The organism is Ruegeria sp. BG3, assembly GCF_056538485.1.
Genome location: NZ_JBQFTE010000011.1, coordinates 205,423 through 229,864, shown reverse-complemented (window position 1 = coordinate 229,864; position 24,442 = coordinate 205,423). Strand labels below are relative to the sequence as shown.

General features: G+C 60.9%; 26 protein-coding genes. 16 read left to right on the top strand and 10 right to left on the bottom strand.

What is annotated here, in order from left to right:
- The first annotated feature begins 263 nt into the window (after nt 1–263).
- Nucleotides 264–1,205, top strand: coding sequence for a lipid A-modifier LpxR family protein (locus ACR0AI_RS18190; protein WP_480676121.1), 942 nt, complete (start codon nt 264–266; stop codon nt 1,203–1,205).
- A 36-nt stretch (nt 1,206–1,241) separates the two neighbouring features.
- Here ACR0AI_RS18190 and rpe read toward each other — a convergent pair whose 3' ends face one another.
- A complete protein-coding gene (gene rpe, locus ACR0AI_RS18185) occupies nt 1,242–1,931 on the bottom strand; it encodes a ribulose-phosphate 3-epimerase (RefSeq protein ID WP_480676119.1) in 690 nt (229 codons plus the stop codon).
- 169 nt (nt 1,932–2,100) lie between these two features.
- On the opposite strand from rpe, the gene phnC reads away from it, so the two are divergent.
- From phnC to ACR0AI_RS18160, 5 genes are all read left to right on the top strand, one after another.
- The gene (gene phnC / locus ACR0AI_RS18180) at nt 2,101–2,922 is read left to right on the top strand and encodes a phosphonate ABC transporter ATP-binding protein (RefSeq protein WP_480676118.1); all 822 of its coding nucleotides are present in this window, start codon (nt 2,101–2,103) and stop codon (nt 2,920–2,922) included.
- 67 nt (nt 2,923–2,989) lie between these two features.
- A complete protein-coding gene (phnD, locus tag ACR0AI_RS18175) occupies nt 2,990–3,892 on the top strand; it encodes a phosphonate ABC transporter substrate-binding protein (protein ID WP_170527473.1) in 903 nt (300 codons plus the stop codon).
- Nucleotides 3,893–3,958: 66 nt separating this feature from the next.
- Nucleotides 3,959–4,840 carry a phosphonate ABC transporter, permease protein PhnE gene (phnE, locus tag ACR0AI_RS18170; RefSeq protein ID WP_480676116.1) on the top strand — a complete coding sequence of 294 codons (882 nt, stop codon included), beginning with the start codon at nt 3,959–3,961 and terminating at the stop codon, nt 4,838–4,840.
- The gene (gene phnE / locus ACR0AI_RS18165; protein WP_480676114.1) at nt 4,837–6,195 is read left to right on the top strand and encodes a phosphonate ABC transporter, permease protein PhnE; all 1,359 of its coding nucleotides are present in this window, start codon (nt 4,837–4,839) and stop codon (nt 6,193–6,195) included. The genes phnE (ACR0AI_RS18170) and phnE (ACR0AI_RS18165) overlap by 4 nt, the downstream gene beginning before the upstream one ends.
- Nucleotides 6,196–6,211: 16 nt before the next feature.
- Entirely contained in the window at nt 6,212–6,826 is a 615-nt protein-coding gene (locus ACR0AI_RS18160; RefSeq protein WP_480676112.1) for an LbetaH domain-containing protein, read from the top strand.
- Nucleotides 6,827–6,966: 140 nt separating this feature from the next.
- Here ACR0AI_RS18160 and phnF read toward each other — a convergent pair whose 3' ends face one another.
- Entirely contained in the window at nt 6,967–7,677 is a 711-nt protein-coding gene (gene phnF, locus ACR0AI_RS18155) for a phosphonate metabolism transcriptional regulator PhnF (RefSeq protein WP_170639163.1), read from the bottom strand.
- A gap of 103 nt (nt 7,678–7,780) precedes the next feature.
- Here phnF and phnG point away from each other — a divergent pair, with 103 nt between their 5' ends.
- The 8 genes from phnG to phnN are packed head-to-tail and all read left to right on the top strand — an operon-like array spanning nt 7,781 to nt 13,377.
- Nucleotides 7,781–8,239, top strand: coding sequence for a phosphonate C-P lyase system protein PhnG (phnG, locus tag ACR0AI_RS18150; protein WP_480701427.1), 459 nt, complete (start codon nt 7,781–7,783; stop codon nt 8,237–8,239).
- Complete coding sequence (phnH, locus tag ACR0AI_RS18145) at nt 8,239–8,814, top strand: phosphonate C-P lyase system protein PhnH (RefSeq protein ID WP_480676108.1); 576 nt, start codon at nt 8,239–8,241, stop codon at nt 8,812–8,814. Before phnG ends, phnH begins: the two co-directional genes overlap by 1 nt.
- Before the next feature lie 3 nt (nt 8,815–8,817).
- Nucleotides 8,818–9,909 carry a carbon-phosphorus lyase complex subunit gene (locus ACR0AI_RS18140; protein WP_480676106.1) on the top strand — a complete coding sequence of 364 codons (1,092 nt, stop codon included), beginning with the start codon at nt 8,818–8,820 and terminating at the stop codon, nt 9,907–9,909.
- Nucleotides 9,906–10,502 carry an HAD family hydrolase gene (locus tag ACR0AI_RS18135; RefSeq protein WP_480676104.1) on the top strand — a complete coding sequence of 199 codons (597 nt, stop codon included), beginning with the start codon at nt 9,906–9,908 and terminating at the stop codon, nt 10,500–10,502. Before ACR0AI_RS18140 ends, ACR0AI_RS18135 begins: the two co-directional genes overlap by 4 nt.
- On the top strand, nt 10,499–11,359 hold the full coding sequence (locus ACR0AI_RS18130) for an alpha-D-ribose 1-methylphosphonate 5-phosphate C-P-lyase PhnJ (RefSeq protein ID WP_480676102.1): 861 nt from the start codon (nt 10,499–10,501) through the stop codon (nt 11,357–11,359). The genes ACR0AI_RS18135 and ACR0AI_RS18130 overlap by 4 nt, the downstream gene beginning before the upstream one ends.
- Entirely contained in the window at nt 11,356–12,126 is a 771-nt protein-coding gene (phnK, locus tag ACR0AI_RS18125; RefSeq protein WP_480676100.1) for a phosphonate C-P lyase system protein PhnK, read from the top strand. Before ACR0AI_RS18130 ends, phnK begins: the two co-directional genes overlap by 4 nt.
- A gap of 22 nt (nt 12,127–12,148) precedes the next feature.
- On the top strand, nt 12,149–12,832 hold the full coding sequence (gene phnL, locus ACR0AI_RS18120) for a phosphonate C-P lyase system protein PhnL (RefSeq protein ID WP_170555779.1): 684 nt from the start codon (nt 12,149–12,151) through the stop codon (nt 12,830–12,832).
- The gene (gene phnN / locus ACR0AI_RS18115; protein WP_480676098.1) at nt 12,829–13,377 is read left to right on the top strand and encodes a phosphonate metabolism protein/1,5-bisphosphokinase (PRPP-forming) PhnN; all 549 of its coding nucleotides are present in this window, start codon (nt 12,829–12,831) and stop codon (nt 13,375–13,377) included. Before phnL ends, phnN begins: the two co-directional genes overlap by 4 nt.
- Here phnN and ACR0AI_RS18110 read toward each other — a convergent pair.
- Complete coding sequence (locus tag ACR0AI_RS18110) at nt 13,359–14,042, bottom strand: DUF1045 domain-containing protein (protein WP_480676096.1); 684 nt, start codon at nt 14,040–14,042, stop codon at nt 13,359–13,361. The two genes, phnN and ACR0AI_RS18110, sit on opposite strands and share 19 nt — an antisense overlap.
- 53 nt (nt 14,043–14,095) lie before the next feature.
- Between ACR0AI_RS18110 and ACR0AI_RS18105 the strand changes: the two genes are divergently transcribed.
- On the top strand, nt 14,096–15,238 hold the full coding sequence (locus ACR0AI_RS18105; protein ID WP_480676094.1) for an alpha-D-ribose 1-methylphosphonate 5-triphosphate diphosphatase: 1,143 nt from the start codon (nt 14,096–14,098) through the stop codon (nt 15,236–15,238).
- Here the strand turns inward: ACR0AI_RS18105 and ACR0AI_RS18100 are convergent, their stop codons facing one another.
- Genes ACR0AI_RS18100 through ACR0AI_RS18070 form a run of 7 tightly spaced genes read right to left on the bottom strand, consistent with a single transcriptional unit; the run spans nt 15,239 to nt 21,733 of the window.
- Complete coding sequence (locus tag ACR0AI_RS18100) at nt 15,239–15,715, bottom strand: class I SAM-dependent methyltransferase (RefSeq protein ID WP_480676092.1); 477 nt, start codon at nt 15,713–15,715, stop codon at nt 15,239–15,241.
- Nucleotides 15,712–16,482, bottom strand: a complete 771-nt coding sequence (locus tag ACR0AI_RS18095; protein ID WP_480676090.1) for a polysaccharide deacetylase family protein — start codon at nt 16,480–16,482, stop codon at nt 15,712–15,714. Before ACR0AI_RS18095 ends, ACR0AI_RS18100 begins: the two co-directional genes overlap by 4 nt.
- The gene (locus ACR0AI_RS18090; protein WP_480676088.1) at nt 16,479–17,621 is read right to left on the bottom strand and encodes a glycosyltransferase family protein; all 1,143 of its coding nucleotides are present in this window, start codon (nt 17,619–17,621) and stop codon (nt 16,479–16,481) included. Before ACR0AI_RS18090 ends, ACR0AI_RS18095 begins: the two co-directional genes overlap by 4 nt.
- Nucleotides 17,618–18,202, bottom strand: coding sequence for a histidine phosphatase family protein (locus ACR0AI_RS18085; protein ID WP_480676086.1), 585 nt, complete (start codon nt 18,200–18,202; stop codon nt 17,618–17,620). Before ACR0AI_RS18085 ends, ACR0AI_RS18090 begins: the two co-directional genes overlap by 4 nt.
- On the bottom strand, nt 18,199–19,275 hold the full coding sequence (locus ACR0AI_RS18080) for a glycosyltransferase family 4 protein (protein ID WP_480676084.1): 1,077 nt from the start codon (nt 19,273–19,275) through the stop codon (nt 18,199–18,201). Before ACR0AI_RS18080 ends, ACR0AI_RS18085 begins: the two co-directional genes overlap by 4 nt.
- A complete protein-coding gene (locus ACR0AI_RS18075) occupies nt 19,275–20,522 on the bottom strand; it encodes a glycosyltransferase family 4 protein (RefSeq protein WP_480701425.1) in 1,248 nt (415 codons plus the stop codon). The genes ACR0AI_RS18080 and ACR0AI_RS18075 overlap by 1 nt, the downstream gene beginning before the upstream one ends.
- Nucleotides 20,519–21,733, bottom strand: coding sequence for a glycosyltransferase family protein (locus tag ACR0AI_RS18070; protein WP_480676080.1), 1,215 nt, complete (start codon nt 21,731–21,733; stop codon nt 20,519–20,521). Before ACR0AI_RS18070 ends, ACR0AI_RS18075 begins: the two co-directional genes overlap by 4 nt.
- 273 nt (nt 21,734–22,006) lie before the next feature.
- Between ACR0AI_RS18070 and ACR0AI_RS18065 the strand changes: the two genes are divergently transcribed.
- On the top strand, nt 22,007–24,364 hold the full coding sequence (locus tag ACR0AI_RS18065) for a mechanosensitive ion channel domain-containing protein (RefSeq protein ID WP_480676078.1): 2,358 nt from the start codon (nt 22,007–22,009) through the stop codon (nt 24,362–24,364).
- The last annotated feature ends 78 nt before the right edge of the window (nt 24,365–24,442 follow it).

Here is a 24,442-nt window from a genome sequence, read left to right as displayed (position 1 = left end):
CCGTCGGCGCCGGCGTTGTGTCAAAAATCACTGAATAAGTCGCGCAAGCGAATGATCAGACGGAAAGGGCGTCCCTCGGGACGCCCTTTTTCGTTTGAGCCATGATCCGGATGTTTCTCAGGGCGTCTGAGATGTTGCTTTTTGGTCGCGGCTGATTGCGCTCGCGCACGAAAACATTGTTGAAATCAAAACCTTTTCTTACGGTCCTTGAAAACATGTCGCGCCTGATGACCAGCAGGGCATGAAGATGAAAGGGGACGGCAATGAAGATATTCTGGGCACTTGTCTTCATCTGTGTTCCGCAGTTTCTGCTCGCACAGTCCTCGTCCTCCACGCCCCAACCATCAGAGCCATCAAAGCGAGAGTTGATCGGCTTCGGCTGGATGTTCACGGATGATCTGATTGGTGATGATCATGACCGTTGGCAGACGTCGTCTCTGAACCTGTCATGGATTCTTGCGCGCGGCTGGAGCGGCGAACTGCCCGAAACCTTTGGAGACGTGATCGAGATTCGGGCGTATACGCAGATGATATCTCCCGAGGACCTGGTTACGCCAAACCCACAAGACAGACAGTATGCCGGAATCCTGTCGCTTGGTGCGTATACGCATTTTCAAAGACGTAGTGCGCAGTTCACTGTAGGCGCTGAATTGGTGGCTGTAGGGCCGCAAACGGGCGTGGACAGCCTGCAGACCGAATTTCACAAGCTGATCGGAAGCACGCCACCGTCGCGGGCGATCCTAGATGATCAGGTTTCCAATGATTTTTATCCCACCGTCGTCGCGGAAATCGGGCGCGAGTGGGATATGGGCCGAAACACGCGCCTCCGCCCCTTTGCGTCTGTGCGGGCGGGGGACGAAACTCTCGCCCGCGTTGGAATGGACGTGACCTTTGGACAGGTGGGGCGGTCAGAGCTATTGATCCGCGACAAGATCACCGGGCAGCGTTATCGCTCTATGCGGACAGGACCAAAGGGTGTCAGCGGTGTTTTCGGGTTCGATGCAGCCTATGTGGCCGACAGCGCATATATCCCGAATTCCGGCGCGGTCAGCCTTAAGCATGAACGGTATCGCGCGCGCCTTGGTCTGAACTGGGAGGCCAAATACGGAACTCTGTTCTACGGCGCGAGCTATCTAAGTCAAGAATTCAACCAACAACCTGAAGGGCAGGTTGTTGGATCATTGAGTTTCAAGCTCTCGTTCTGACCTTTTGCGGCTGAGATACAGAGGCGGCCAATAGCATTACTTCAATGCAGATTCCGCAGCAGCCCGAACCGAAGCGATATTCGCACCATAGACGTCAGGCTTGTCGACAGACCCGCCCTTGAACACGGCCGATCCGGCGACCAACACATCTGCACCTGCGGCTGCGACCAGCGGGGCTGTGTTTGGGTCAACACCGCCGTCAATCTCGATATGCACCGGGCGGTCTCCGATCATCTCGCGGAGCTTGCGGACTTTGGTGGTCATGTCGATGAACTTTTGGCCTCCGAAGCCCGGGTTCACGGTCATGACGCAGACCAGATCGGTGAGGTCCAGTAGGTGCTCGATCGCCTCTGCAGGGGTGCCGGGGTTCAAGGCAACACCGGCCTTCATGCCCGTGGCGCGGATGGCTTGCAGGGTGCGATGTGTATGCGGGCCTGCCTCGACATGGGCAGTCAGTATGTCGGCACCCGCATCGGCATAGGCCTGGATATAGGGATCGACCGGCGCGATCATCAGATGCACATCCATCACCGTTTTCACATGGGGACGGAACGCTTTGACCGCCGGAGGGCCGAAGGTCAGGTTTGGCACGAAATGGCCATCCATGACGTCCACATGGACCCAATCGGCACCCTGCGCCTCGATAGCCTGAATTTCAGCTCCGAAATTGGCAAAATCGGCGGACAGGATCGACGGAGCGATCTTGATGGAACGGTCAAAGCTCATGGCGGGCCTCATGCAGGAAACTGGGGTTGCGGGCGCGTATAGCGGGGAATGAGCCTGAAGGGTAGGCCCTATGGTACGGGCTGCGGTGTTTACAAAACTTTCACTGAACCGACACATATCCGTTGAGTGCAATCCGTAGCTACCCGCCAACATGAATTGGGGGTGGCACGTGCTGCACATCAAAAAACTGACCAAACGCTTCGTTGAGAATGTGGCGGTGGATACCGCAACGCTGGACGTGGACAAGCCCTGCATGATCGGCATCATCGGTCGATCGGGTGCGGGTAAATCGACGCTTTTGCGCATGATCAACCGCCTGACGGATGCCAGTGATGGCGAGATCCTGTTTCAAGGCCGCGACGTGACTCAGTTGAAGGGTCGCGACAAGCGCTCCTGGCAGGCCGATTGTGCGATGATCTTTCAGCAGTTCAACCTCGTGCCCCGTCTGGACGTAGTGTCGAACGTGCTTCACGGCACTCTGAACCGCCACTCGACCCTGGCCACGATGTTCAACCTGTTCCCGATGGATGAGGTCCACCGCGCCATCGACATTCTGGATCGTCTGGGCATCGCGGAACATGCGCCCAAACGGGCCGAGGCGCTTTCGGGTGGTCAGCAGCAGCGCGTGGCTATTGCCCGCGCCCTGATGCAGGACCCCAAGATCATTCTTGCCGATGAACCGATTGCCTCGCTGGACCCGATGAACGCGCAGGTGGTGATGCAGACCCTGCGCCGCATCCATGAAGAGGACGGCCGCACCGTCATCGCCAACCTGCACACGCTGGATACTGCGCGCCGCTATTGCGACCGCGTGGTGGGCATGCGCGACGGACGTATCGTCTTTGACGGCCTGCCCGAGCAACTGACCACCGGTGTCGCCCGCGAGATCTATGGCGCCGATGCCAGCTTCTCGGAAGAGGCAACCTCGACCGAGATCGAAACGCTGGACGCCACACAAAAGGCCCTGATGGAAGCCGAAGCGACCGTCTGAGCCACCCCAACCCCTTTCATCGCCCGGCCCGATGAGAGGTCGGGAACATCAAACTGGAGAGAGACAGATGAAAAAACTAGTTGCTGCCCTTGTTGCGACCACTGCCATGGCCGCGCCTGCAATGGCTCAGGAGATTTCCGAGCTTCGTATCGGTATTCTGGGCGGTGAGAACGCTCAGGACCGTCTGAACAACAACGAATGCCTGCGCGTTTACACCGAAGAGGCTCTGGGCGTTCCCGCGAAACTGTTCGCCCCTGCCGACTATAACGGTGTGATTCAGGGTCTGCTGGGCGGCACCATCGACGTCGCCTGGCTGGGCGCGTCGGGCTACGCAAAAACCTACCTGTCCGACCCCGAAGCGGTTGAGCCGGTTCTGGTCAAGGTCAACACCGATGGCGGCTACGGCTATCACTCGATCGGGTTTGCGCGCAAAGACAGCGGCATCACCTCGCTGGAAGACATGAAGGGTAAGACTTTTGGCTTCGGCGATCCCAACTCGACCTCGGGCTACCTGATCCCGTCGATCGAAATCCCTGCCGCAACCGGCGCGACCATGGATTCGGGCGACTATTTCGGTGAAGTGAAGTTCACCGGCGGTCACGAGCAGACCATCGTTGCCGTGAACAACGGCGACGTTGATGGCGGTGTGACCTGGGCCGACGGTTTGGGCGAATGGGAAGATGGCTATCAGTCGGGTGCCCTGCGCCGGGCTGTGGATGCGGGTCTGATCGACATGAACGATCTGGTGCAAATCTGGAAATCCGAGCCGATCCCGGAAGGTCCGGTTGTTGTCCGCAAGGCCCTGCCTGCCGACGTCAAAGCCAAAGTGACCGAGCTGTGGGACACGCTTTCGGAAAAAGACCGCGATTGCTTCTACGGTGTGGCTGCGGGCGAAGCCAAAAGCTTTGATCCGATCACCCATGACGCCTACGAAATCATCATCGAAGCACGCAAGCTGAAGTCCAACTAAGCCTGTCTCTTCAATACGCGGGGTCCGGTCAAATGCCGGACCCCGTTTTCCACTCAGGAGCATTCCATGACAGACCTTTCGGCAGGGTCCTATAGCGTCGATCAGATCCGCGACGACTATACCGCGATGACGCGGCGCAAACGGGTCTATGGTGGTATTCTCCTGATCCTGTTCGTCGCCCTGATGGCAGCGGGCTTCCGCACGGCGGATGAGCGCAACGCGGGCAGTTTCATCGATGGTTGGCACAGGATTCTGGACTACCCGTCCGAGGTTCTGTCCGAGGCGTGGGAAAAGATCGCCGAGATGCCGGCCAATCTGGTCGAGTTCTTCCCGGCCCTGATCGAGACGATCAACATTGCCGCCGCCTCGACCCTGATCGGGACGATTGCGGGCACGTTTCTGGCCCTGATGGCGACGCGGGGTATGGCGCTTTGGCCCTCGTTGATCCCGCTGTTCCGTCGGATCTCGGATATCTGTCGCGCGATCCCGGAAATCGTGATTGCTCTGGTTCTGATCTTCATTCTGGGCGGCGGGCCGGTGCCCGCGATGATCGCCATTGCCATCCACACCGCAGGCGCTTTGGGCAAGCTGTTCTCTGAGGTGAACGAAAATGCCTCGCTCAAACCCGTCGAGGGGTTGCAGTCGGTCGGGGCCAACTGGTCACAACGCATGTATCTGGGCGTGATCCCTCAGGTCGGCCCGAACTATGTCAGCTACGCTCTGCTGCGGTTTGAGATCAATATCCGCGCCTCAGCCATCCTTGGCTTTGTCGGTGCCGGAGGTCTGGGCTATGAGCTGCGCAACGCCATGTCCTGGGGGCAGGGGCGCTACGATGAGGCCGCGGCCATCTTCATCCTTCTCTTCGTTACTATTGTGGTCGTTGATCAGATCTCTGGCTATCTGCGCGATCGTCTGGCCCACGGGTCGGAAAAAGGAGCCTCGGCATGAGTACCTTTGCCACCAATTTGTCGATTGATGACCTGAAGGCCGAAGCGGACCGCCTGTTCAGCCGCAAGCGCATCGTGAATTTCGGGCTGCCGGGGCTGGTTGCCCTCTATCTGATCTACGTCTTCTTCGCCTTCGACGTGCACGGCCTGGCCGAGCGGGCCAACTGGGAAAACGGCAAGACGCTGGTAGCGGACAGCTACAGCTACAAAACCCATATTGAACGCGACAACCGGACTGGTGAGGTCTCTGCCGCGATCGAGGGCGAACGCAAGGGGCGCTATCCCGACGGCACCGCGCCCGATTGGGTCGCGCTGGGTGAGACCACGGTGATTGATCTGGAAGACGGCCATGTGGTGCGTTTCGGGCCTGAGACCGTCGAATACGACATCCCCGGCTATGGCACCGTGCGCGCCACCCCCAGCCGGTCGGCCGGTGTGCAGGCCGAGTTGCCCGCCGGAGAGGTACCGGACTGGATCAATGTCTCCAAGAACCGTCTGGCCATCAAAACCGATGCAGGCCGCCTAACCGTCACCCGCACCCGGTCAGAGGTGTTCCGGTACTTCACCGGGTGGGAGCTGTTCTGGTTCACGCTCGACAGCCCCTACTACGGCAAGTCCTTCCCCGAGCTTGTGAGCCTTGCCGCATCCGGTGAGGCAGGCGCGATCCTGAATGACTTCTGGACCAACAAGATGTGGCGGCACCAGGACGTGGCCTGGGCGATCTTTGAGACGATCCTTATGGCATTCCTCGGCACGCTGGGCGCGGGCATGATTGCTCTGCCTCTGGCCTTCCTCGCGACGCGGAACTTCAACCCGCTGCGCTCGGTCCGTTTTGCAACGCGGCGCGTGTTTGACTTCGTGCGCGGTGTGGATGCGTTGATCTGGACCGTGGTTCTGGCGCGTGCTTTTGGCCCGGGACCGCTGACTGGGGCCCTGGCCATTCTGGTGACCGATACCGGAACCTTCGGCAAGATCTTCTCCGAGGCGCTGGAGAATGTCGACAACAAGCAGATCGAAGGCGTCCAGTCGACCGGGGCCAATGCGCCGCAGCGCTATCGCTTTGGGGTGATCCCGCAGATCACTCCGGTTCTGCTCAGCCAGCTTTTGTATTTCCTCGAGTCCAACACCCGCAGCGCGACCGTGATTGGTGCGATCACTGGTGGCGGGATTGGTCTGTTGCTGACGCAGGCGATCATCACGCAGAAAGACTGGGAAGAGGTCGCCTATTACATCGTTCTCATCATTCTGATGGTGATGTTGATGGATTGGTTCTCGGGCTGGTTGCGCAAGCGTCTGATTCAGGGCGACGCCGGTAAAAAGCGCAAGCCGCGCGGTGCGGCCAAGCTGCAGTCCTGAGCGTATGGGGAATACGATGACGCGCCTGCGCTCTGATCAGCCTTTCATCCATCCGGACTGCCAGATCTCGGGCAGCAGCTTTGGCGCCTATGTCGAGATCGGCGCCGGGACGCGGGTCGCCAATTCGCGGTTCGGCGACTACTCCTATTGCGACCGAACCTGTGATGTCGCCAACGCCGAGATAGGCAAATTCGCCAATATCGCCAGCTTCACCCGGATCGGCGCGACGGACCACCCGATGGAGAAGGCTTCTCTGCATCATTTCCTGTATCGCTCAGCGGACTATTGGGAGGATGCTGAGGACGATGCAGAGTGGTTTGCGCATCGCGCTGGGCGACAGGCGTCAATTGGCCATGACACGTGGATCGGTCACGCGGCGATCATCAAGCCCGAGGTGACGATTGGGCACGGGGCGGTTGTGGCGTCCGGTGCGATCGTCACCAAGGATGTCGCCCCCTACACGATCGTTGCCGGGGTAACCGCGCAACCGATCCGCCGTCGCTTTTCCGAACACGTGTCAGAGAGGCTACTGGCCCTGGCGTGGTGGGATTGGAGCCACGACAGATTGCGCGACGTGCTGCCGGATTTCCGCGCGTTGCACATTGAGGCGTTTCTGGAGAAATACGCGTAACCCTCCCGCGCCCGCATGTGCATCGGCTACGCCGATACCCATTGGCGGCCTTGGGTCCAGCGCCGCGCTTTGCGCGGCGCAACCCCCAACTGGATGAGGCCTCCGGCAGGAGGCTGAAGACGGACGGCAGCGCCCCCTTGTCAGGTCTCGTTCAGCGTCAAGGTTACGCGCTCACCGGCGAAAACGGTTTTTCCATACTCGACTGGCTGCCCATCTGGGGCCGCATTGATCCCAAGCGAATGCAGGATCGGCGCGCCTTCGTTGAGGTTCAGGTGCAGCGCCTGCGTCGCCGTTGCCGCGCGGGCCGTCAGCCGTGTGGACGTTCGTACAAAATCCTCAATTCCGCAAAGCTGAAGCGCCTTGGTGACGGATTGGGTTTCGGTTAGGTGGGTGAGAATGTCGGGCAGTCTGAGCGCTGGAAAGACGCTTTGAAACAGCGCAATGGGCTGACCATCTGCCAAAGATAATCCGTCATAGACGTGAACCGGATCGCCGGGCTGCAAAGCCAGTGCCTCGGCTTCGGCCTCATCCGCAGCGCGGGTGGTCAGGGACAGGATACGCTTGCCCGGTATCTTGCCGCTGGCGGAAATGCTCTTGTGATATCGAACTCGTTTGCCGATCGGATAATCCGTTGGTCGCGCGGTGACAAAGACACCCGCCCCGCGTCGAGGCTGAACCAACCCTTGCTCCGCCAGCTCGGCCAATGCGCGCCTGACGGTGTGCCGATTGACGCCGTGTGTTGCCGCCAGTTGCGCCTCGGTCGGCAGGCGGTCACCGGTGCCAAAGCGCCCCTCGGCGATATCCGAGGTCAGGCTGAGTGCGATGCTTTTCCAGATCGGTGTTTTGCTCATGTCATCAAAACTTCACGGTCTCATGGATTGCCTGGAAGGCGGATGCAGGTTAATATTTGTCTAGTTGTATAGGTCGAGTAGACAACCGCGACAAGGGCTTTCGATGACAGAACAGATGAAAAGCAACGGGATCACGCGTCAGGAGTGGATGGGCCTGCTGGCCCGCGCCCCCGAGGATGCGATGATGCCGCTTTGGGACAGGGTGGCGGATCGTCCATCGTTCAAATGGCTGCGCAGCCCCGAGATTGGCGGCGTGATGGTGCGCGGTCGTGCGGGCGCCATTGGCGCTCCGTTCAATCTGGGAGAAATGACGGTCACGCGCTGTTCACTGGCTTTGGAGGATGGCACCGTGGGCCATGGCTATGTCCAGGGCCGTTCCAAGCCCAAGGCTGAGGCCGCCGCACTGATTGATGCTCTGATGCAGACCGAGGCAGCGGATCGTCTGACCGAGCTGGTGATCACGCCGCTCAAGACCCAGATGCAGGATACCCGCAACGCGCGTGCGGCAAAAGCTGCGGCCACCAAGGTCGAGTTCTTCACGCTGGTCCGGGGAGAGGACTGATGAACGCACAATCGCTTTTTTCAGGTGGATTTCAGGACGCCCCGCGCGATGCTGCGTACGCGTTTCGGACCGCGATGACCGTGATGGCGCGCCCCGGTGAGATCAGAACGCTGGTCGGGGCGGAACCTCCGGCACCGCTATCGGTTGCGGCAGGTACTCTGCTGCTGACTCTGTGCGATGCAGATACTGGGGTTTATCTGGCGGGCGCGGCAGATACGCCGGACATGCGTCAATGGCTCGGGTTCCACACCGGCGCACCAATCGTCGAGCCATCAAAAGCGGATTTTGCTTTAGGCCTCTGGTCTGAGCTGATGCCTCTGAGCGACTACAGGATCGGCACGTCCGAATATCCCGACCGCTCGGCCACTTTGATTGTTGAGAGTGATGCGCTCGCGCCCAAGGGTGCGGTTCTGAGCGGCCCGGGGATCAAGACCACGGCACGTATGTTACTGCCGGATATCGCGGCGCTGCAGGACAACGCGATGCTTTATCCGTTGGGTTGTGACTTCTTCTTCACCTGCGGGGATCAGGTCGCAGCCTTGCCGCGTAGCACGCAGATTCAGGCCGAGGGGTAACCGATGTATGTAGCCGTCAAAGGTGGTGAAAAGGCCATCGAAAACGCCCATGCCTGGCTGGCTGAGGAGCGTCGGGGCGATACCGACATCACCGATCTGAGTATCGCGCAAATCCGCGAACAGCTAAGCCTTGCCGTCAATCGGGTCATGGCTGAGGGGTCCCTGTACGACCCGGACCTCGCTGCGCTGGCGATCAAGCAGGCGCGCGGGGATCTGATCGAGGCGATCTTTCTGATCCGCGCCTATCGCACCACGCTGCCCCGGTTTGGCTATTCCAACCCGGTCAAGACGGGGGACATGGCCTGCGACCGTCGCGTCTCGGCCACGTTTAAGGACGCGCCGGGGGGGCAGGTACTGGGGCCGACATTCGACTACACCCACCGGCTGCTGGATTTCAAACTGGCCGCCGATGGAGAGGTTGCCCCCGCGCCCGAAGGCGACGCCCGGCAAGAGCCGACTCCGCATATCACCAGCTTTCTCAAGGGTGAGGGTGTTATTCAGGACGAGCCGCTCAGCGAGGACGCACCGGGTGACCTGACGCGGGAGCCGATGGAGTTTCCGTCGAACCGACCTCTGCGTTTGCAGGCTCTGACCCGCGGGGATGAGGGGTTCGTTCTGGGCATGGCCTACTCAACCCAGCGCGGATATGCCCGCAACCACGCTTTTGTAGGCGAGTTGCGGATCGGTAAAGTGGCGGTTGAGATGGATATCCCCGAGCTTGGTTTCGCCATTGAGATCGGTGAGGTCGAGCTGACCGAATGTGAAACCGTCAACCAGTTCCAGGGCTCCAAGACCAAACCGCCTCAGTTCACCCGAGGCTATGGTTTGGTCTTTGGTCAGTCCGAGCGCAAGGCGATCTCGATGGCTCTGGTCGACCGGGCATTGCGGTGGAAAGAGCTGGGCGAAGACTATCTGGGGGCTGCCGCGCAGGATGAGGAATTCGTCCTCAGCCATGCGGACAATATTCAGGCCACCGGGTTCCTCGAACACATCAAGCTGCCGCATTACGTGGATTTCCAATCCGAACTGGAACTCGTGCGCAAGCTGCGCCGCGAGGCGGAAGAACGCATAGCACCCAAGGAGGCTGCAGAATGAAAGCGGTGGTTTTTGATATCGGTGGCGTGCTTGTCGATTGGCAACCCCATCTGGCCTGGGTCGAAGCGCTGGGGTCGGAAGACGCCGCACACGCCTTCATCAAAAGGACAGATTTCCTGGCGCGCAACGCAAGGGGCGACAACGGAGAGCGCTTCGCCGATATGGCGCAGGAGCTTTCGGACCCGCGCGATCAGGAGCTGTTCGCAGCCTATGTCGGCCTCTACGCCCGCACGGTCGAGACACCGATCCACGGCACATGGGACGTTCTGGACCGCCTGAAGACGCAAGGCACGCCGGTCCACGCCATCACCAATTGGTCGGCGGAAACATGGCCCGAGGGGCTGAAGGTTCAACCACGGCTGGGCGAGGTCTTTGACACGCTGGTCGTGTCGGGCCAGGAGGGCGTGATGAAACCCGACGCGCGGATTTTCGAAATCCTCTGCGAACGTTCCGGCCACGTGCCCGAAGACTGCGTGTTCATCGACGACGGCCTGCACAATGTCAAAGGTGCACAGGCAGTGGGAATGGACGCCATTCACTTCACTTCGCCACAGGCTTTGGATGCCGCGTTGACTGAAAGAGGTTTGCTATGACGGAGTACAACTTCGCCTATCTGGATGAACAGACCAAGCGGATGATCCGTCGGGCAATCCTCAAAGGGTTGGCGGTTCCGGGGTATCAGGTACCCTTTGCCAGCCGCGAGATGCCGATGCCCTATGGCTGGGGCACTGGAGGTGTTCAGGTCTCAGCGGCAACGCTGACGCCTGACGATACGTTCAAGGTGATTGACCAGGGCGCGGATGACACGACCAACGCGGTGTCGATCCGCAAGTTCTTTGAGAACACAGCAGGCGTTGAAACCACGGAAGAGACCGAGAAGGCCACCGTCATCCAGACCCGCCACCGCATCCCCGAGGCAAAGCTGACCGAGGATCAGATCCTTGTCTATCAGGTCCCGATCCCTGAGCCTCTGCGTTTTCTCGAACCGCGGGAGACCGAGACGCGAAAGATGCACAGCCTTGAGGAATACGGGCTGATGCATGTGAAGCTTTACGAAGATATCAGCCAACACGGTGCGATCTCGACCTCATATGCGTACCCGGTCAAAGTATCGGACCGCTACGTGATGGACCCGTCGCCGATTCCGAAGTTCGACAACCCGAAGCTGGAAATGGACGCGCTCCAACTGTTCGGTGCGGGGCGCGAACAGCGGATCTACGCGGTGCCGCCGCATACCAAGGTCGTCAGCCTCGATTTCGAGGACTACCCGTTTGAGGCCTCCAAAGCCGATCACCCCTGCGACCTTTGCGGGGCCGAGGACAGCTATCTGGATGAGGTGATCATGGATGATGCCGGCAATCGGATGTTCGTCTGCTCGGACACGGACTATTGCCGGTCGCGGCGTGAGGCGGGCCACCAAGGCCCCATGACCAGAGAGGACGCGGCATGACCCCGCTGTTGCAAGTCAAGGACATCGAAAAGAGCTATGGCGCCCATATTGGATGTACGGATGTCAGTTTTGATCTCTATTCCGGTGAGGTGATGGGGATCGTCGGCGAAAGCGGGTCGGGCAAATCGACGTTGCTGAATTGTCTGGCAGGTCACCTAGAACCCGATGCGGGGCAGGTGATCTTTGACACCCGCGCAGACGGTCCGGTCGATACGGTCACCATGTCCGAGCCCGAGCGGCGGATGCTGAGCCGCACGGATTGGGCCTTTGTTCATCAGCACGCCCGCGATGGGCTGCGCATGTCGGTCAGTGCGGGCGGCAATATCGGCGAGCGCCTGATGGCCGTCGGCGATCGTCACTATGGCGACATCCGCGACAAGGCGATCGACTGGCTCGGTCGGGTCGAGATCAGCGAGGCTCGGGTCGATGATCGCCCCACTGCGTTCTCGGGCGGGATGCAGCAGCGCCTGCAGATCGCGCGCAATCTGGTGACGGGGCCTCGACTGGTGTTCATGGATGAACCGACCGGAGGGCTGGATGTTTCGGTTCAAGCGCGGCTTCTGGACCTGTTGCGCGGATTGGTGCGCGAGATGGGTTTGAGCGCGATTATCGTCACCCACGATCTGGCCGTTGTGCGCCTGTTGGCCGACCGGCTGATGGTGATGAAAGACGGCCATGTTGTGGAAACCGGCCTGACCGATCAGGTGCTGGACGATCCGCAGCACGCCTATACACAGCTGCTTGTGTCCAGCGTTCTGCAGGTTTGAATATTTGGGAAAAGATGAAGCGATGATTGAGCTTACAGACGTCAGCAAGAGCTTTACCCTGCACAATCAGGGCAGCGCGGTCATTCCGGTGATGGAGGGTGCCTCGCTGAAGGTGTCCCCCGGTGAATGCGTTGCCCTGACCGGCGCGTCGGGCGCGGGCAAATCCACCTTGATGCGGGTGATCTACGGAAACTACCTCGCGGCCTCAGGCGCGGTGCTGGTCGGCGGGTTGGACGTGGCCAAAGCCCAACCGCGTGAGATTCTGGCGCTGCGGCGTGAGACGCTGGGCTATGTCAGCCAGTTCCTGCGGGTCGTGCCTCGTGTCCCCACGCTTGAGGTCGTGGCCGAGCCGCTTTTGGCGCTGGGCTGTGACCGGCAAGCCGCTTTGGACAAGGCGGCGGGTCTGCTGGCGCGGTTGAACATTCCCGAACGGCTCTGGTCGCTTAGCCCGACCACGTTTTCGGGCGGTGAGCAGCAGCGCGTGAACATCGCGCGCGGTTTTGCGCATGACTACCCGGCGATGCTGCTGGACGAGCCGACGGCCAGCTTGGACGCGCAGAACCGGGAAACGGTTTTGTCGCTAATCGAAGAGGCCAAGGCCCGCGGCGCCGCAATTGTCGGGATTTTCCACGACGTCGAAGCGCGCGAGCGTGTGTGCGACCGCTCGGTCAATGTCTCGGAATTCACGCCCGGACAGGCGGCATGAGCCTTGCACCAGTCATAGCGGTTGTTGGCCCGTCAGGTGTGGGCAAGGACAGCGTCATGGCTGCGCTAGAGGCCCGCGCGTCAGGGGTTCAGCGCCTGCGTCGCGTGATCACGCGGCCCGAGGGGGAAGAGGGCGAGGATTTCGACCGGGTCTCGGTCGAAGTGTTTGAGCAGATGGTGCTGGATGGTGCCTTCTCGATGCACTGGCGGGCACATGGGCTGCACTACGGTGTGCCGGTGCAGATTGCGGAGCAGCGCACGCAGTGTCAGGCTGTTCTGGTCAATTTCTCCCGTGCGGTTCTGTTGCAAGCGCAGGAGGTGTTCGGGGAGCTTATAGTGATTTCCTTGACCGCCGATGCGAAGGTTCTGGAACAACGCCTTGCGGCACGGGGGCGCGAAACCACAGAAGAACAGGCCAAGCGCCTTGGTCGGGCCAAAGCGCCGCTGCCCGATGGGTTGCGCCGGGTGATCGAGATCGACAACTCGGGCGCGTTGGACGATACGGTCAGCGCGATCCTTGCGCGGCTTCAGCCGGAAAGGGCGTAGCGATGGATCAGGTGAAAACGTCCATCCTCGGCTTCGCCCATCAGGGCCAGATCTTCGATCCGGAAGGGTGCGGGCAACTTCGGGGCCAGATGCGCGCCCAAAGCCGCTTCGACCTCCGCCAGCACGGGTTTTGCCAGTTTTCCGCTCAGCGTGATGTGGAACCGAAAGGCCTCCAGCACGTAAGGATAGCCCCACTGCACCAGATTGACGTCCTGCTCCAGGGTCAGTTTTGCCGCGCGGCGGCGGGCCAGTTCGGCCTCGGACGCAGGCGCGCGGAACGCGTCAAGCTCTTGCACACAGGCCGCGGCGAGGGCGTTCAGGGCATGGGTTTCTCCGACCGGGCGCAAGGCCAGAAACCGGCCCAGCCGCGCGATCTCAAGCCCGTCAAGCGAGACCGGCGTTTGGCGCGCGGCCAGTGTGGCGCAGGCGTCGCAGAGCGCCTCCACCGTCTGCCCGTCGCGCAGCCGGAACGGAGGTTTCATCGTCGCGTGCAACCCGTATTTGCGCGGCACTTCGGTGACCGAGGCAACGTCGATCCCATCCACGGCGGAATGCGCCACCGGGGCCCCGGTCTCCATGTCCCAGCCCAGCCAGCTGGTTGCAAATTGCGTCCACTCTGCATCGGCAGGGGGGGCATAATAGATCGCGTATCGCGTGAATGTCACATTGGCCTCCTATTGCGTGGCCCGTTCAATAGCTCAAACTGTGTGAAGTTCAGATGACAGAAGAAATGATCCTTGCCAATGCCACGCTCGTTTTACCGGACGAAACCATAACGGGGAGTGTTCGGGTTGTAGGTGAAAGCATTGCGGATATCGACACAGGCGCTTCGGTTCCAGCGGGGGCTGTCGATTGCGAAGGCGACTATATCAGTCCGGGTCTGGTCGAGCTGCACACCGACAACCTTGAGCGTCACATCCAGCCGCGCCCCAAGGTCGACTGGCCCCACGCCGCCGCGATCCTCGCCCACGATGCCGAGCTGGCAAGCACCGGGATCACCACCGTGTTTGATGCGATGCGGATCGGGTCCATCCCCTCAGGCTCGGCCCGGTATCTGAAATACGCGCGCGGCCTGTCGCAGGAGCTTTGGGACCTGCGCGAACTGGACGCGCTGAAGATCAGCCACTTTCTGCACCTCAGGGCCGAGGTGTGTTCGGAAACTCTGGTCGAGGAGCTGGACGAGTTCGGCCCCGAGGACCGTGTTGGTCTTGTCTCGATCATGGATCACACGCCGGGTCAGAGGCAGTTTCGCGATCTCTCGAAGCTTGAGGCCTATATGAAGGGCAAATACGCCATGGACGATGATACGTTCATGCAACACGTGGCCCATCTGAAAGGGCTGCGTGACCGCAATGGTGAAAAGCACGAGGTTGAAACCGTCAAGGCCGCCAACCGCTTCGGCGCGGTTTTGGCCAGCCACGATGATACGACGGAAGAGCAGGTCCAGGTGTCCGCAGGTCACGGCATTCGTCTGGCCGAGTTCCCGACAACGGTCGAAGCCGCCCGAGCCTGCCACGCGCACGAGATCAAGGTGATGATGGGCGCGCCGAACATCATCCGGGGCGGGTCGCATTCGGGCAATGTCGCCGCGCAGGAGCTGGCCGAGCTGGGCCATCTGGACATCATCTCGTCCGACTATGTACCTTCGGCGCTGCTGCTGTCGGCCGTGCGGCTGGGACAGATGTGGGGCGATATGGCGCGTGGGCTGAGGACTGTGACCCGGACCCCGGCGCAGGCCGTGGGGCTAGACGACCGAGGCGTGCTGCGCACCGGCGCCCGCGCTGACTTGATCCGGTTCCGCATGCGGGCAGGTGTTCCCGCCCTGAATGCGGTCTGGTCGCGGGGGCGGCGCGTCGCCTGATCAGGCCATGTAGAACAGATAGCGGTCCGGAGCGATGCTTTCAGGTCCCTCGATCTGATCGAAACCGACCAGCGGCTGGCCCGAGATCAGCAACCCTCCGGGCTGCATCACCTGCGCGATCATAGGGCTGAGGCGCGCCGCCTCGGCCACGTCATCCGCCTTGATCCCTCGGCCGAAATCATAGTGCGCCATCGCCATCTTGTGGCCTTCGCTGGCAAGCTTTTGCAGCATAGGTTCGGCCTCGCCCTGCAGGAAATCCTGTTCCGGCGGAGTGCTGTCGGGGTGGCATTGCAGAACGCGATCCATCACCCAGATGCGGCGCTCGGGCAGGATTTCACGCAGGTGGTCATAGGTGCGCCCATTGCCGAGCCCCATGTCTAGCACATCGCCTTTCTGATCAGCGATCTTCGCAGCGGCCCAGTTCAGCCCGTCGCGTTGCGCGGTCAGGCGGCGCAGCATGGAATCCAGTCGGCTCATTCGGGGTCTCCGTTTCCGTGTCTGGGGGCGGTCCAGAGGGTCGCCGGCCCGTCCAGCAGGTGTTTCAGCAAAGCTTCGGTAAAGGCCCAGATGTCTTGATCATGGACCAGATGATGGGTCAATACGCCGAGCGGTTCACTGTTGTCAGCGCGCCCTCCCCGGCGGTCCCGCAGCAGCGCGGTGGTTTTCTGGATCAACGATTCATGATCCGCCAAGCTCCGGCTGCCGCGCCAATCGATCGGGTCGATATGGGTGTTCACTTGCTCCAACCCCGGCGCGGCCAGCGCCGATGCCCGAGGGGTTGCGGTTGAGAGGATTTCATACCCGAGATCAGGCAGACGCGCGGCAATCTCCGGCGCGATACGGTTCCACGGGGGGACGAACATGGGCCGCAAACGATCCGGAAACAGAGACCGCAAACGCGTCATACCGGCCTCAGCGTCCTGCAAGATCGTCTCCATGGAACGGTGCAGACGAAATTCGGATTTCTTTTCCTCTGGCGGAGCGTGGTTTTCATGCGCCCACCCGTGGACAACCGGTATCAGGTTCGGCCGCTGCGCCATGTAAGAGGCGAGTTCGCTTGTCGCATCACGCGGGATGATCGCCAGGTGAACCGAAATCCCAAGCCGTTCAGACAAGGCGGAGAGTTGGTCCAACTGAGGCGTCGGAGCAATCGCATCGTCGTCCCGCCACCACAGCGGAAAAGACAACCCTTGGGCGCGCCAAATGGCAAGTTCTTCGTCCAATATGTGCCAGTCTGCCATCATCTGCGCGCGTCCCAGAGCCTCTGAGCGATCTCGACGCTGCGCTGTGCTCCGTCGAAGCCAAAGCCCTGTGTCGAAGGGAGCACGTCAGAAATGACCCGTTTCAGGGCCTCGGAAAGGCGGGCCGCGTCAAGGTCTTTACTGAGAAGAACCTCCATCGCAGAAAGCGCAGACAGGCTTTGCCCGCGCAGGCTTTGTTCCATTTCATTCCCGTCATCAAACGGCACCATCACCGCCGGAGTACCCGATTGCAGCAGGTCCATCGCGGTGTTGTAGCCGCACATGCTCACCGATGCCGCTGCATGAGGGAGCATTTGCCTAAAATCCGGACGCACGGGTTCGATGACAACGGGTGCGCCTTCGGCCAACTGGGACAGTTCAGAAATGCGCGCCTGGGCATCACGCCCGCCCACCAACAGGCGCCAGCGCCTGTTGGGCATCTTTCGAGCGGCCTCGATGGCCGCGCGAAAGATCGGCTGCCCCACCGATCCACCGCCCGCGCTAACCAGAATCTCTCCCTCACCAACACCGTCCGGATGCGGCTGCGGCGCAACCGGCGCGACAAAGCCGGTATAGTGCAAATACCCGGCCAGCCGGTCCGAGACGGGCCAACTGACAGTCAGCGGTGTGATACGCTTATCCGCGTGAACCAGAACACCGTCATAAAACGCGTCAATAATCTCATCGGCCCGTGCGGCCTTGGAGGGTTTGGACGGCGGCGCCAGAATATCGCGGATTGAGCTGAGGATGACGGGGCTGTGCGGCAGTGCCCGCGTGGCGGTCAGTGCAGCCTCGAACTCACCGGCTAAAACGCGACGGCCAAAGGGGAAAAGCTCGGTGATCAGCACGTCCGGCTGGAACGCGCGGACGGCCTCAACCAACGCCACGGTCCGCGCGTTGCGATAGGTTTCATCAGCCTCTTCGCCGTCCTCACCCAACAGCCGGGTAAAGTTGGTCCCGTCCGAGCGCAGCGGCGGCAGGCCAAACAGCGTCAGGCCAGAGCTATCGAGTTGCGGCGCAGGCATGCCACCAGACACCACCATCACTTCATGGCCTGCACCCACAAAAGCGCGCCCCAGCGTCAAGGCTCGGCTTAGGTGCCCGGTTCCCAACAGGTGGGTGACGACAAGCATCACTTTCATGTCGTGGCCTCGCGCTTGATCAGGCTGACCGGCTCAGCTTCGGGCGTCATCGCTTCCATGTCGATGACGTAGAGCCTGTTGCGCTTGATTTTGAAAGGGGCGGGGCCTTCAAAATCCCATCCCCAGGCGCGCGCCAGAATGACCCGCATGATGCCGATGTGACACACGGCAAGGGCGTCTTTCCGGAGTTCCGCCAGCCAAGGCGCGAGACGATCTGCAACCTCAGCCGGGCTTTCGCCATTTGGCGGACGGTAGTCCCAACCCCAGTCTTCGATATGCCGGTAGCCGCTGGACGGGTCTGCAATCAGGTCTACACCGCGCAACCCCTCCCAATCGCCCCAGTTCATCTCGATCAGCGCGTCGCTGGTCATCGGGGTGCGGCCCGAGACGATCTGCGCCGTCTCATGCGCGCGCTGCAACGGGCTGGCCCAGATCTGAGCCTGCTCCCAAGAGGCGGGCAGGGCGTATCCGGACAGTTCCGCCCGCGCCTCAGGGTCTAGCGCGATGTCGCTACGTCCCTGAATCTGTCCGGCGCGATTCCACGGCGTATGACCGTGTCGCAGCAAGGCCAGTCTGGTCATGCGGAAACCTCCAGCATGGGGCGGATGGTCTGCCAGAACCGTCGTGTCGCACCGGGCATCAGGTGGCGCTCGGCGACGTATTTGCGAGCCTCGCCCCCTAAGCGTTGCCGCTCTTCGCCGTTCTGCAACAGGGTCTGAATGCGCTGGGCCAAGCCTTGCGCCCCTTGATCGACACTTGGGTAGTCCGAAGGCGAAAGCACGTCGCGCACCCCGGGGCGGTCTTGTGCGACCACAGGCAGGCCTGCGGCCTGAGCCTCAAGAAAGATCATGCCGTAGGCTTCGTTGACGCCGGGCCAGACCAGAAACCCTGAGTTCTGATAGAGGTGGCCCAGGCTCTCTTGGTCCAGTTGGCCCAGTAACGTGACCTTTTCACCGAACTGGGCCATGAGTGCTTCAACTGCGCCTCGAGCCGGTCCGTCGCCTGCGATCTGCAACTGCCAATCGCCAGTGAGATAAGTCAGAGCTTCGGCCAGCAGCTGATAGGAGGCCAGCTTGTCCCCGTGCCGCATCATGCCGACGGCCAGCATTGGACCTTCGGCCGCGGCCTGAGGTGGCAAATCCGTAATCGGTAGGAACGGCGGCAACTCGACCAGAGCCTGAGCGTCAAAGCGATCGCGCTCCAACGTGATCAGGTCATTTGCGGTGTGGTAGAAAATCACCTTGGCCGCATCGCAGGCCTCGTGGGCGGATTGCGCGAACCCGGCCCAAGGCCCCTTCAGGCGGCTGCTGGCCCGCGTGCTTTCCATTTGAACATAAGGAATCCGCCGCGCCGCGCAGAGCTGCGGGCCAATCAGATCGGGGGCTTTGTAGTAGTTGTGGTAGGTCACCCAAAGCGACGTGTCTTGCGGCAACGCGGCGATCAGGCGTTGAGTTTCTGCCTTCGCCGCCGCGCGCAAGGCGTGCTGTTTGGCGGTATCTCCGTGCTTGTCGTAGATCCGCAGCTCGGACACTAGGTCGACGTGATCCCCCTCGGCGGCAATGGCGGTGATCAGGTTCCGCGCCATCTCTCGGTCGCCCGAAGGTGTCGGGCTTTGTGGAGACTTCATGGGGGCGTAGAACGCCACGCGAGTCATTAGACCGTTTCCAGGCACAAAGCGTTCAGCCGTTCCGAAAGCTGCGCGATGCCGGGGTCCATCCGGAACTCGGCCAGCAAACGGTCATAAGCGGCCCGGGCCATTTTGGTGGTGGCTTCGGGATCGCTCGCCAGTGCCAGGATCGCGTCAGTCAGCGCCTTTGGATCGTCATCCGACAGGATGCCGTGGGTGCTCGAAGTGATGAACTCGGGAATGGCGGACACCGGCGTCGACAGGATCGGCAGGAGTTGCGAGGCGGCCTCCATCAACACGTTGGGCAACCCGTCGCGATCGCCATCCTCGGCAATGCGGCTGGGCAGGACGAAGAGGTCGGCAGAGCGCATGGCCTCAATCACTTCGGGCTGATCGCAAGCGCCTTTCCAGCTGATCCGGTCTGCGATGCCGGCTGCCGTGGCGCGGTCGCGCAGGACGTCCCCCAAAGCGCCGCCGCCGATATGGGTCCAGTGCCAGTCCAGCGCCTCGGGTAGCAAGGCCAAGGCATCAATCAGACGGTCAAAGCCCTTTTTCTCGACCAGGCGTCCGACCGAGATCATGTGAAATGGCCCGTCCGCTGCTCGTAGTTCCCTGTTCGGGGGGCTTGGGAAACGGGTCAGGTCCAACCCGTGGTAGATTAGGTCAACGCGTGCGGGGTCATCGGCCAGCTCCCGCAGATGGGCGGCGCCTATAGCGGTGCAGGTAGCCCCAAAAGCGGCCCCATGGGTCACCGCTTGCAGCTTTTCGCGCTTTTCCCACTCGGGCGATGTCCAGATATCCTTGGCGTGGGCAGAAAAACTCCACGGTACACCGCGCATGATAGCGGCATAGCGCGCCACGGATGAGGGCGTGTGCATGAAATGGGCATAGAGCGCCTGCGTAGCGCCCGGTAGCTCAGCCGCCAAAACGCAGGCCTGTCCAAAGCGGCGAATACGGTTGTGGGTCGGGTCGCGGCGCAGGTCCTGCCGCCAAACGCGGTAGGCCTCGGCATAGCCCGGCAGGCGCTTGGCGATGGCCCGTGCGGCCCAGACGCGCTGTGGTTCCTGATAGAGGTATTCAGGCAGATAGTGCACCTGCCCCTTGAACCGGTCATGCAGGGGGTGGCGTTTGGTATCGGTCGGGTGGCGCAGCGACCAGATGTCAAACTGATGGCCAGCCTCCTGCAAGGCGACCAGTTCCTGAGCAATAAACGTCTCGGACAGGCGCGGCCATCCTTTGACCAGCACCGCGAGTTTCGGGTTTTGGGATGTCATCCGGTCGCTCGTTCCTGTTCCCGGTGCAGCAGCGCATCAACGCGGCCTGTTACGTAGTCCAGCCCGTCCAGCAAGCCGTCGCTGATCGCCTGCGAGGGCAGGGGCTGTCGCGGCAATTCGCGGATGGCGCGGATCATCGCGTCGGTGGTCAAACCGTCGCGCTGTTCGTCCAGCATGCGGACAAGGCCAAGGTCTTCAGCGCGCGAGGCGCGTATCCATTGTTCCAACCGAGGTGTCGTGCGCGGCACGATGACGGCGCGTTTGTCGAAAGATAGCACCTCACAAAACGTGTTGTAGCCACCCATGCAAACAACGCCCGCCGCCCCGGCAAAAAGCGTTTCGATCTGGGATTCGAACCCGACCGCCGTCACGCGCCCGTTCAGCGCGGCCACGCGGGTTTCGAATTCATCGCGCGACTCACCTGACAGGAAGGGCCCATAGACCAGCACCGCGCGGGGCGACAGGGTCGGGTCCTTTTCGTAGGCCGAGAGGACCAGATTGACCATCGCCTTGCCGTCGCCGCCGCCGCCGGGCGTGATCAGGATATAGGGCTGTTCCGGGGGCTCTCCGACCGGGCCGAGGTCGCGGCGCAGATAGCCGGTCCAGTGTAGGCGTGATCGGGCCGCTGCGCTGAGGGGCAGACCCTCGGTCGGGTCGTAGATCGAATGCAATCCATAGACCCAGATTTCGTGATAGAACCGCTCGGTCGCAGCGATCGCGTCCTTGCGATCCCATTCGGCGGCCAGAACCTCAGGCTCGTCCAGAACATCGCGCAGGCCCAAAACCAGCTTGGTGTCGCAGGACTGTTCGAGGAATTCCAGCGTTGGCAGCAACTCCCCACGAAAACCGGTGGGTTCCTTGTCGACGATCAGGACGTCGGGGTCGAATTGCTGAACGGCTGTCTTGATCAGGCTCGAGCGAAGTTCGGTCACCTCATCAATGCCCATGCCAATCGTGCGGGCCGCGTAAGATCCGTCCGAGCGTTTGGTGACCCCCGGCAAGCGCACATGGTCGACGCGGCGGGGAAAGGTGAAACGCCCGGCCACAGGCGATCCGGTCAGGATCAGCGCGGATGCGCTTGGGTCGGCTTCGGTCATCGCTGCCGCCAGCGCACGCGAACGGCGCAAGTGGCCTAACCCAAAGGTATCGTGGCTGTAAAATAGCAGGCGCGGCGCGCGGTCCGGATTGTCTTGTTTTTTGCCTAGGCTCATAGGGTCGCCCGTCTTATTGGTCTGGGTACTACATCCGCGCGTATGCAAGCGTTACCGTATATCCTTATGCTGCGCTTGCCAAAGGGGAAATCGCCCGCCCGCAAATGTGCCAAACATGGCGATTTGGCAACAGGATATTGAGGATATGGGTTCAATTTGCACCAGTCTTTGCCGTTTCGTTCTAAGCGCGAAAACAGGCGGGCGGGAGGATTTGAACAGGTCCAACAGGTTCTGTACGGTGTGCGCCAGTGAAGAAATTGGATGCAAGACCCTATGAAACCGAACTTTCTGGCCGTGACGCTTTTTGCATTTTGTGCTTTGTTGTTGGCGTTTTCAACCAGTGTGGCGGCGCAGACTGCGCTGATACCGGGCTATGGCTCGGGTTCCGCAACGGAAGAGACTGCAACCAACGACAGTGATCTCGCCGACGCGATCCGCACCGCCACCGAGGCAGGTGCCAGCGTCATCGTCATCGATAGTTCGGGCAATCTGGTCTCCACCGCGGGTGAGCAGCCCGAAGCGGAATCGTCTGAGGCTGACCCCATGGCCGAGGCCTCGCAACTGATGCGGACACAGGCGCGATTCACCAAGTTCCGTGAATCAGTTCAGTCACGCCTTGAGGCACTGCCCTATTCGGTTTTCGAAGTGGAGTATATCCTGCGTCAGACCAGCCCGGATGGTCGTATCCAGACCTATGTCGAGGTTCTGGGTTGGAACATCCTCTTCCTGCTATTGGGGCGGTGGCTCTCAACCGAGATTTACGGCAAACGGATCGCCAAACGCTGGGTCGTCGCACGGATCAAGGAAAACCCGCAGGGCTATCGCGAGAAGATGCCGTTTCTTGTCTACCGGTTTGTGATGGGGATCGGTGGCACGATCTTTGCAATGTTGATGGCATTGATCGTTGGCTATCTGTTCTTTGGCGAGGCCGAAGATATCTCGATCCAGTTCACCGTGACCGCGATCTTCACGGCCTTTTTCCTGTCCCGCACGATCTCGGACCTGTGGCGAATGGTGCTGTCACCTTATCTGAGCCAGTATCGCTTGCCGCCCTTTTCCGACCGCCACGCCAAGCGGCTGTATATCTGGGCCTCGGCGGTGGCGACCTATGATGTATCGGTCGTTCTGTTTTCGACCTGGGTGGCGGATTTCGGTCTAAACTACAACGTCTACGCCTTGGTCTACGGGTGCTTGACCCTGTTCGGGGCCTTCTTGAATATTCTGATGATCCTGTTCAATGCCGGGGCCATTTCAAATGCGATCCGGGGCGGGCGGGCACCGTCTCAAGTCTCGTGGATTCTGCGCTTCATCTCATTTGCTTGGGCTCCGGTGCTGATCCTGTACATCGTGTTCAGCTGGTCGAAGCTTGCCGTGGATCTGGTGCTTGAGAATGAAAACTCGGTCCCGATTGTTGCCAGCAGCTATGCGATCTTCATGTCGGTTGTCGTGGCCTATGGCGCGATGAACTATCTGCTGGAGCGGTACTTTGACCGCAACCGCAAGATCGAACAGATCAACGCCGAGGCAGAGATCGAGGCAGAGGCACCCTCGCCCGAGGCAGTACAACGCAAACATGCCATTTTGACCTATGAGGACCTGGCCCGCAGAGTGGCTGGCATTCTGGCCTTTGTCGTGGGCAGCTACGCGCTGGTGGTGATCTGGAACCCGGATGCCAGCTGGAGCGAGGATCTGCCGATCGGGCGTGCGTTGGACGTGATGGTGATCCTGTTTATCGGCTACATCCTGTTCAATTTTTTCCGCATCTGGATCGATAGCAAAATTGCTGAGGAATCCGATGACGGCTCCGAAGCCGAGCTGGGCGATGAAGGCGGTGAAGGCGGTCAGAGCCGCTTGGCCACCTTGCTGCCCTTGTTCCGCGGGGCGATCCTGGCGGTCGTTGTCGTGACGATTGTGCTGATCGTACTGATGGAGCTGGGCATCAACGTCAGCCCTCTGTTCGCAGGTGCCGGTGTGGTTGGTCTGGCTGTCGGGTTCGGGTCGCAGACCTTGGTGCGCGACATCTTCTCGGGCGCCTTCTTCCTGTTGGATGATGCGTTCCGCAAAGGGGAATACATCGACATTGGGGATGTGAAGGGAACGGTCGAGAAAATCTCGGTCCGCTCGTTCCAACTGCGCCACCACCTGGGGGCGCTGAACACTATTCCCTTCGGGGAGATCAAGGTTCTGACCAACTATTCGCGTGACTGGGTGATCATGAAGCTGCCTCTGCGCGTGACCTATGACACGGATGTCGAGAAGGTGCGGAAGCTGATCAAGAAACTGGGTCAGGAGTTGCTGAGCGACCCGGTGATCGGTGACAACTTTATCCAGCCCTTGAAGTCGCAGGGCGTTATCGAGATGCAGGATTCGGCGATGATCATCCGGGTCAAATTCATGACCAAGCCGGGCGATCAGTGGCTGGTGCGCAAGAAGGTGTATCAGGATATCCGAGAACTGTTCGCTCGCGAAGGCATCAAGTTTGCGCATCGAGAGGTAACCGTTCGACTTGCCGATGGAAAAGAGGCCGAAGACCTGACCCCGAAACAGCGCGAGGCAGTGACCGGCGCGGTGCAGGCAGCAATTGACGAGGACTATTTGGACGATATTGGACCGGGTGGCGACGACCGCTAAGACGGTCCTCCCGCCCCTTTGGTCTGCGTCTCTGACGAGACGCCGTCCAAAGCGTTGGGCCAGGCCGCGCGTGCCGCG

What these genes read in the sequence shown, in the direction of transcription:
- phnL (WP_170555779.1), top strand. Translation starts at nt 12,149, where the DNA reads ATGATTGAGCTTACAGACGTCAGCAAGAGCTTTACCCTGCACAATCAG.
- ACR0AI_RS18100 (WP_480676092.1), bottom strand. Translation starts at nt 15,715, where the DNA reads ATGAGCCGACTGGATTCCATGCTGCGCCGCCTGACCGCGCAACGCGAC.
- ACR0AI_RS18085 (WP_480676086.1), bottom strand. Translation starts at nt 18,202, where the DNA reads ATGACCAGACTGGCCTTGCTGCGACACGGTCATACGCCGTGGAATCGC.
- ACR0AI_RS18080 (WP_480676084.1), bottom strand. Translation starts at nt 19,275, where the DNA reads ATGACTCGCGTGGCGTTCTACGCCCCCATGAAGTCTCCACAAAGCCCG.
- phnE (WP_480676114.1), top strand. Translation starts at nt 4,837, where the DNA reads ATGAGTACCTTTGCCACCAATTTGTCGATTGATGACCTGAAGGCCGAA.
- ACR0AI_RS18105 (WP_480676094.1), top strand. Translation starts at nt 14,096, where the DNA reads ATGACAGAAGAAATGATCCTTGCCAATGCCACGCTCGTTTTACCGGAC.
- ACR0AI_RS18070 (WP_480676080.1), bottom strand. Translation starts at nt 21,733, where the DNA reads ATGAGCCTAGGCAAAAAACAAGACAATCCGGACCGCGCGCCGCGCCTG.
- phnG (WP_480701427.1), top strand. Translation starts at nt 7,781, where the DNA reads ATGACAGAACAGATGAAAAGCAACGGGATCACGCGTCAGGAGTGGATG.
- ACR0AI_RS18075 (WP_480701425.1), bottom strand. Translation starts at nt 20,522, where the DNA reads ATGACATCCCAAAACCCGAAACTCGCGGTGCTGGTCAAAGGATGGCCG.
- ACR0AI_RS18065 (WP_480676078.1), top strand. Translation starts at nt 22,007, where the DNA reads ATGAAACCGAACTTTCTGGCCGTGACGCTTTTTGCATTTTGTGCTTTG.
- ACR0AI_RS18190 (WP_480676121.1), top strand. Translation starts at nt 264, where the DNA reads ATGAAGATATTCTGGGCACTTGTCTTCATCTGTGTTCCGCAGTTTCTG.
- ACR0AI_RS18160 (WP_480676112.1), top strand. Translation starts at nt 6,212, where the DNA reads ATGACGCGCCTGCGCTCTGATCAGCCTTTCATCCATCCGGACTGCCAG.
- phnH (WP_480676108.1), top strand. Translation starts at nt 8,239, where the DNA reads ATGAACGCACAATCGCTTTTTTCAGGTGGATTTCAGGACGCCCCGCGC.
- phnK (WP_480676100.1), top strand. Translation starts at nt 11,356, where the DNA reads ATGACCCCGCTGTTGCAAGTCAAGGACATCGAAAAGAGCTATGGCGCC.
- ACR0AI_RS18090 (WP_480676088.1), bottom strand. Translation starts at nt 17,621, where the DNA reads ATGAAAGTGATGCTTGTCGTCACCCACCTGTTGGGAACCGGGCACCTA.
- ACR0AI_RS18140 (WP_480676106.1), top strand. Translation starts at nt 8,818, where the DNA reads ATGTATGTAGCCGTCAAAGGTGGTGAAAAGGCCATCGAAAACGCCCAT.
- phnE (WP_480676116.1), top strand. Translation starts at nt 3,959, where the DNA reads ATGACAGACCTTTCGGCAGGGTCCTATAGCGTCGATCAGATCCGCGAC.
- phnD (WP_170527473.1), top strand. Translation starts at nt 2,990, where the DNA reads ATGAAAAAACTAGTTGCTGCCCTTGTTGCGACCACTGCCATGGCCGCG.
- ACR0AI_RS18130 (WP_480676102.1), top strand. Translation starts at nt 10,499, where the DNA reads ATGACGGAGTACAACTTCGCCTATCTGGATGAACAGACCAAGCGGATG.
- phnF (WP_170639163.1), bottom strand. Translation starts at nt 7,677, where the DNA reads ATGAGCAAAACACCGATCTGGAAAAGCATCGCACTCAGCCTGACCTCG.
- ACR0AI_RS18095 (WP_480676090.1), bottom strand. Translation starts at nt 16,482, where the DNA reads ATGATGGCAGACTGGCACATATTGGACGAAGAACTTGCCATTTGGCGC.
- ACR0AI_RS18135 (WP_480676104.1), top strand. Translation starts at nt 9,906, where the DNA reads ATGAAAGCGGTGGTTTTTGATATCGGTGGCGTGCTTGTCGATTGGCAA.
- phnN (WP_480676098.1), top strand. Translation starts at nt 12,829, where the DNA reads ATGAGCCTTGCACCAGTCATAGCGGTTGTTGGCCCGTCAGGTGTGGGC.
- rpe (WP_480676119.1), bottom strand. Translation starts at nt 1,931, where the DNA reads ATGAGCTTTGACCGTTCCATCAAGATCGCTCCGTCGATCCTGTCCGCC.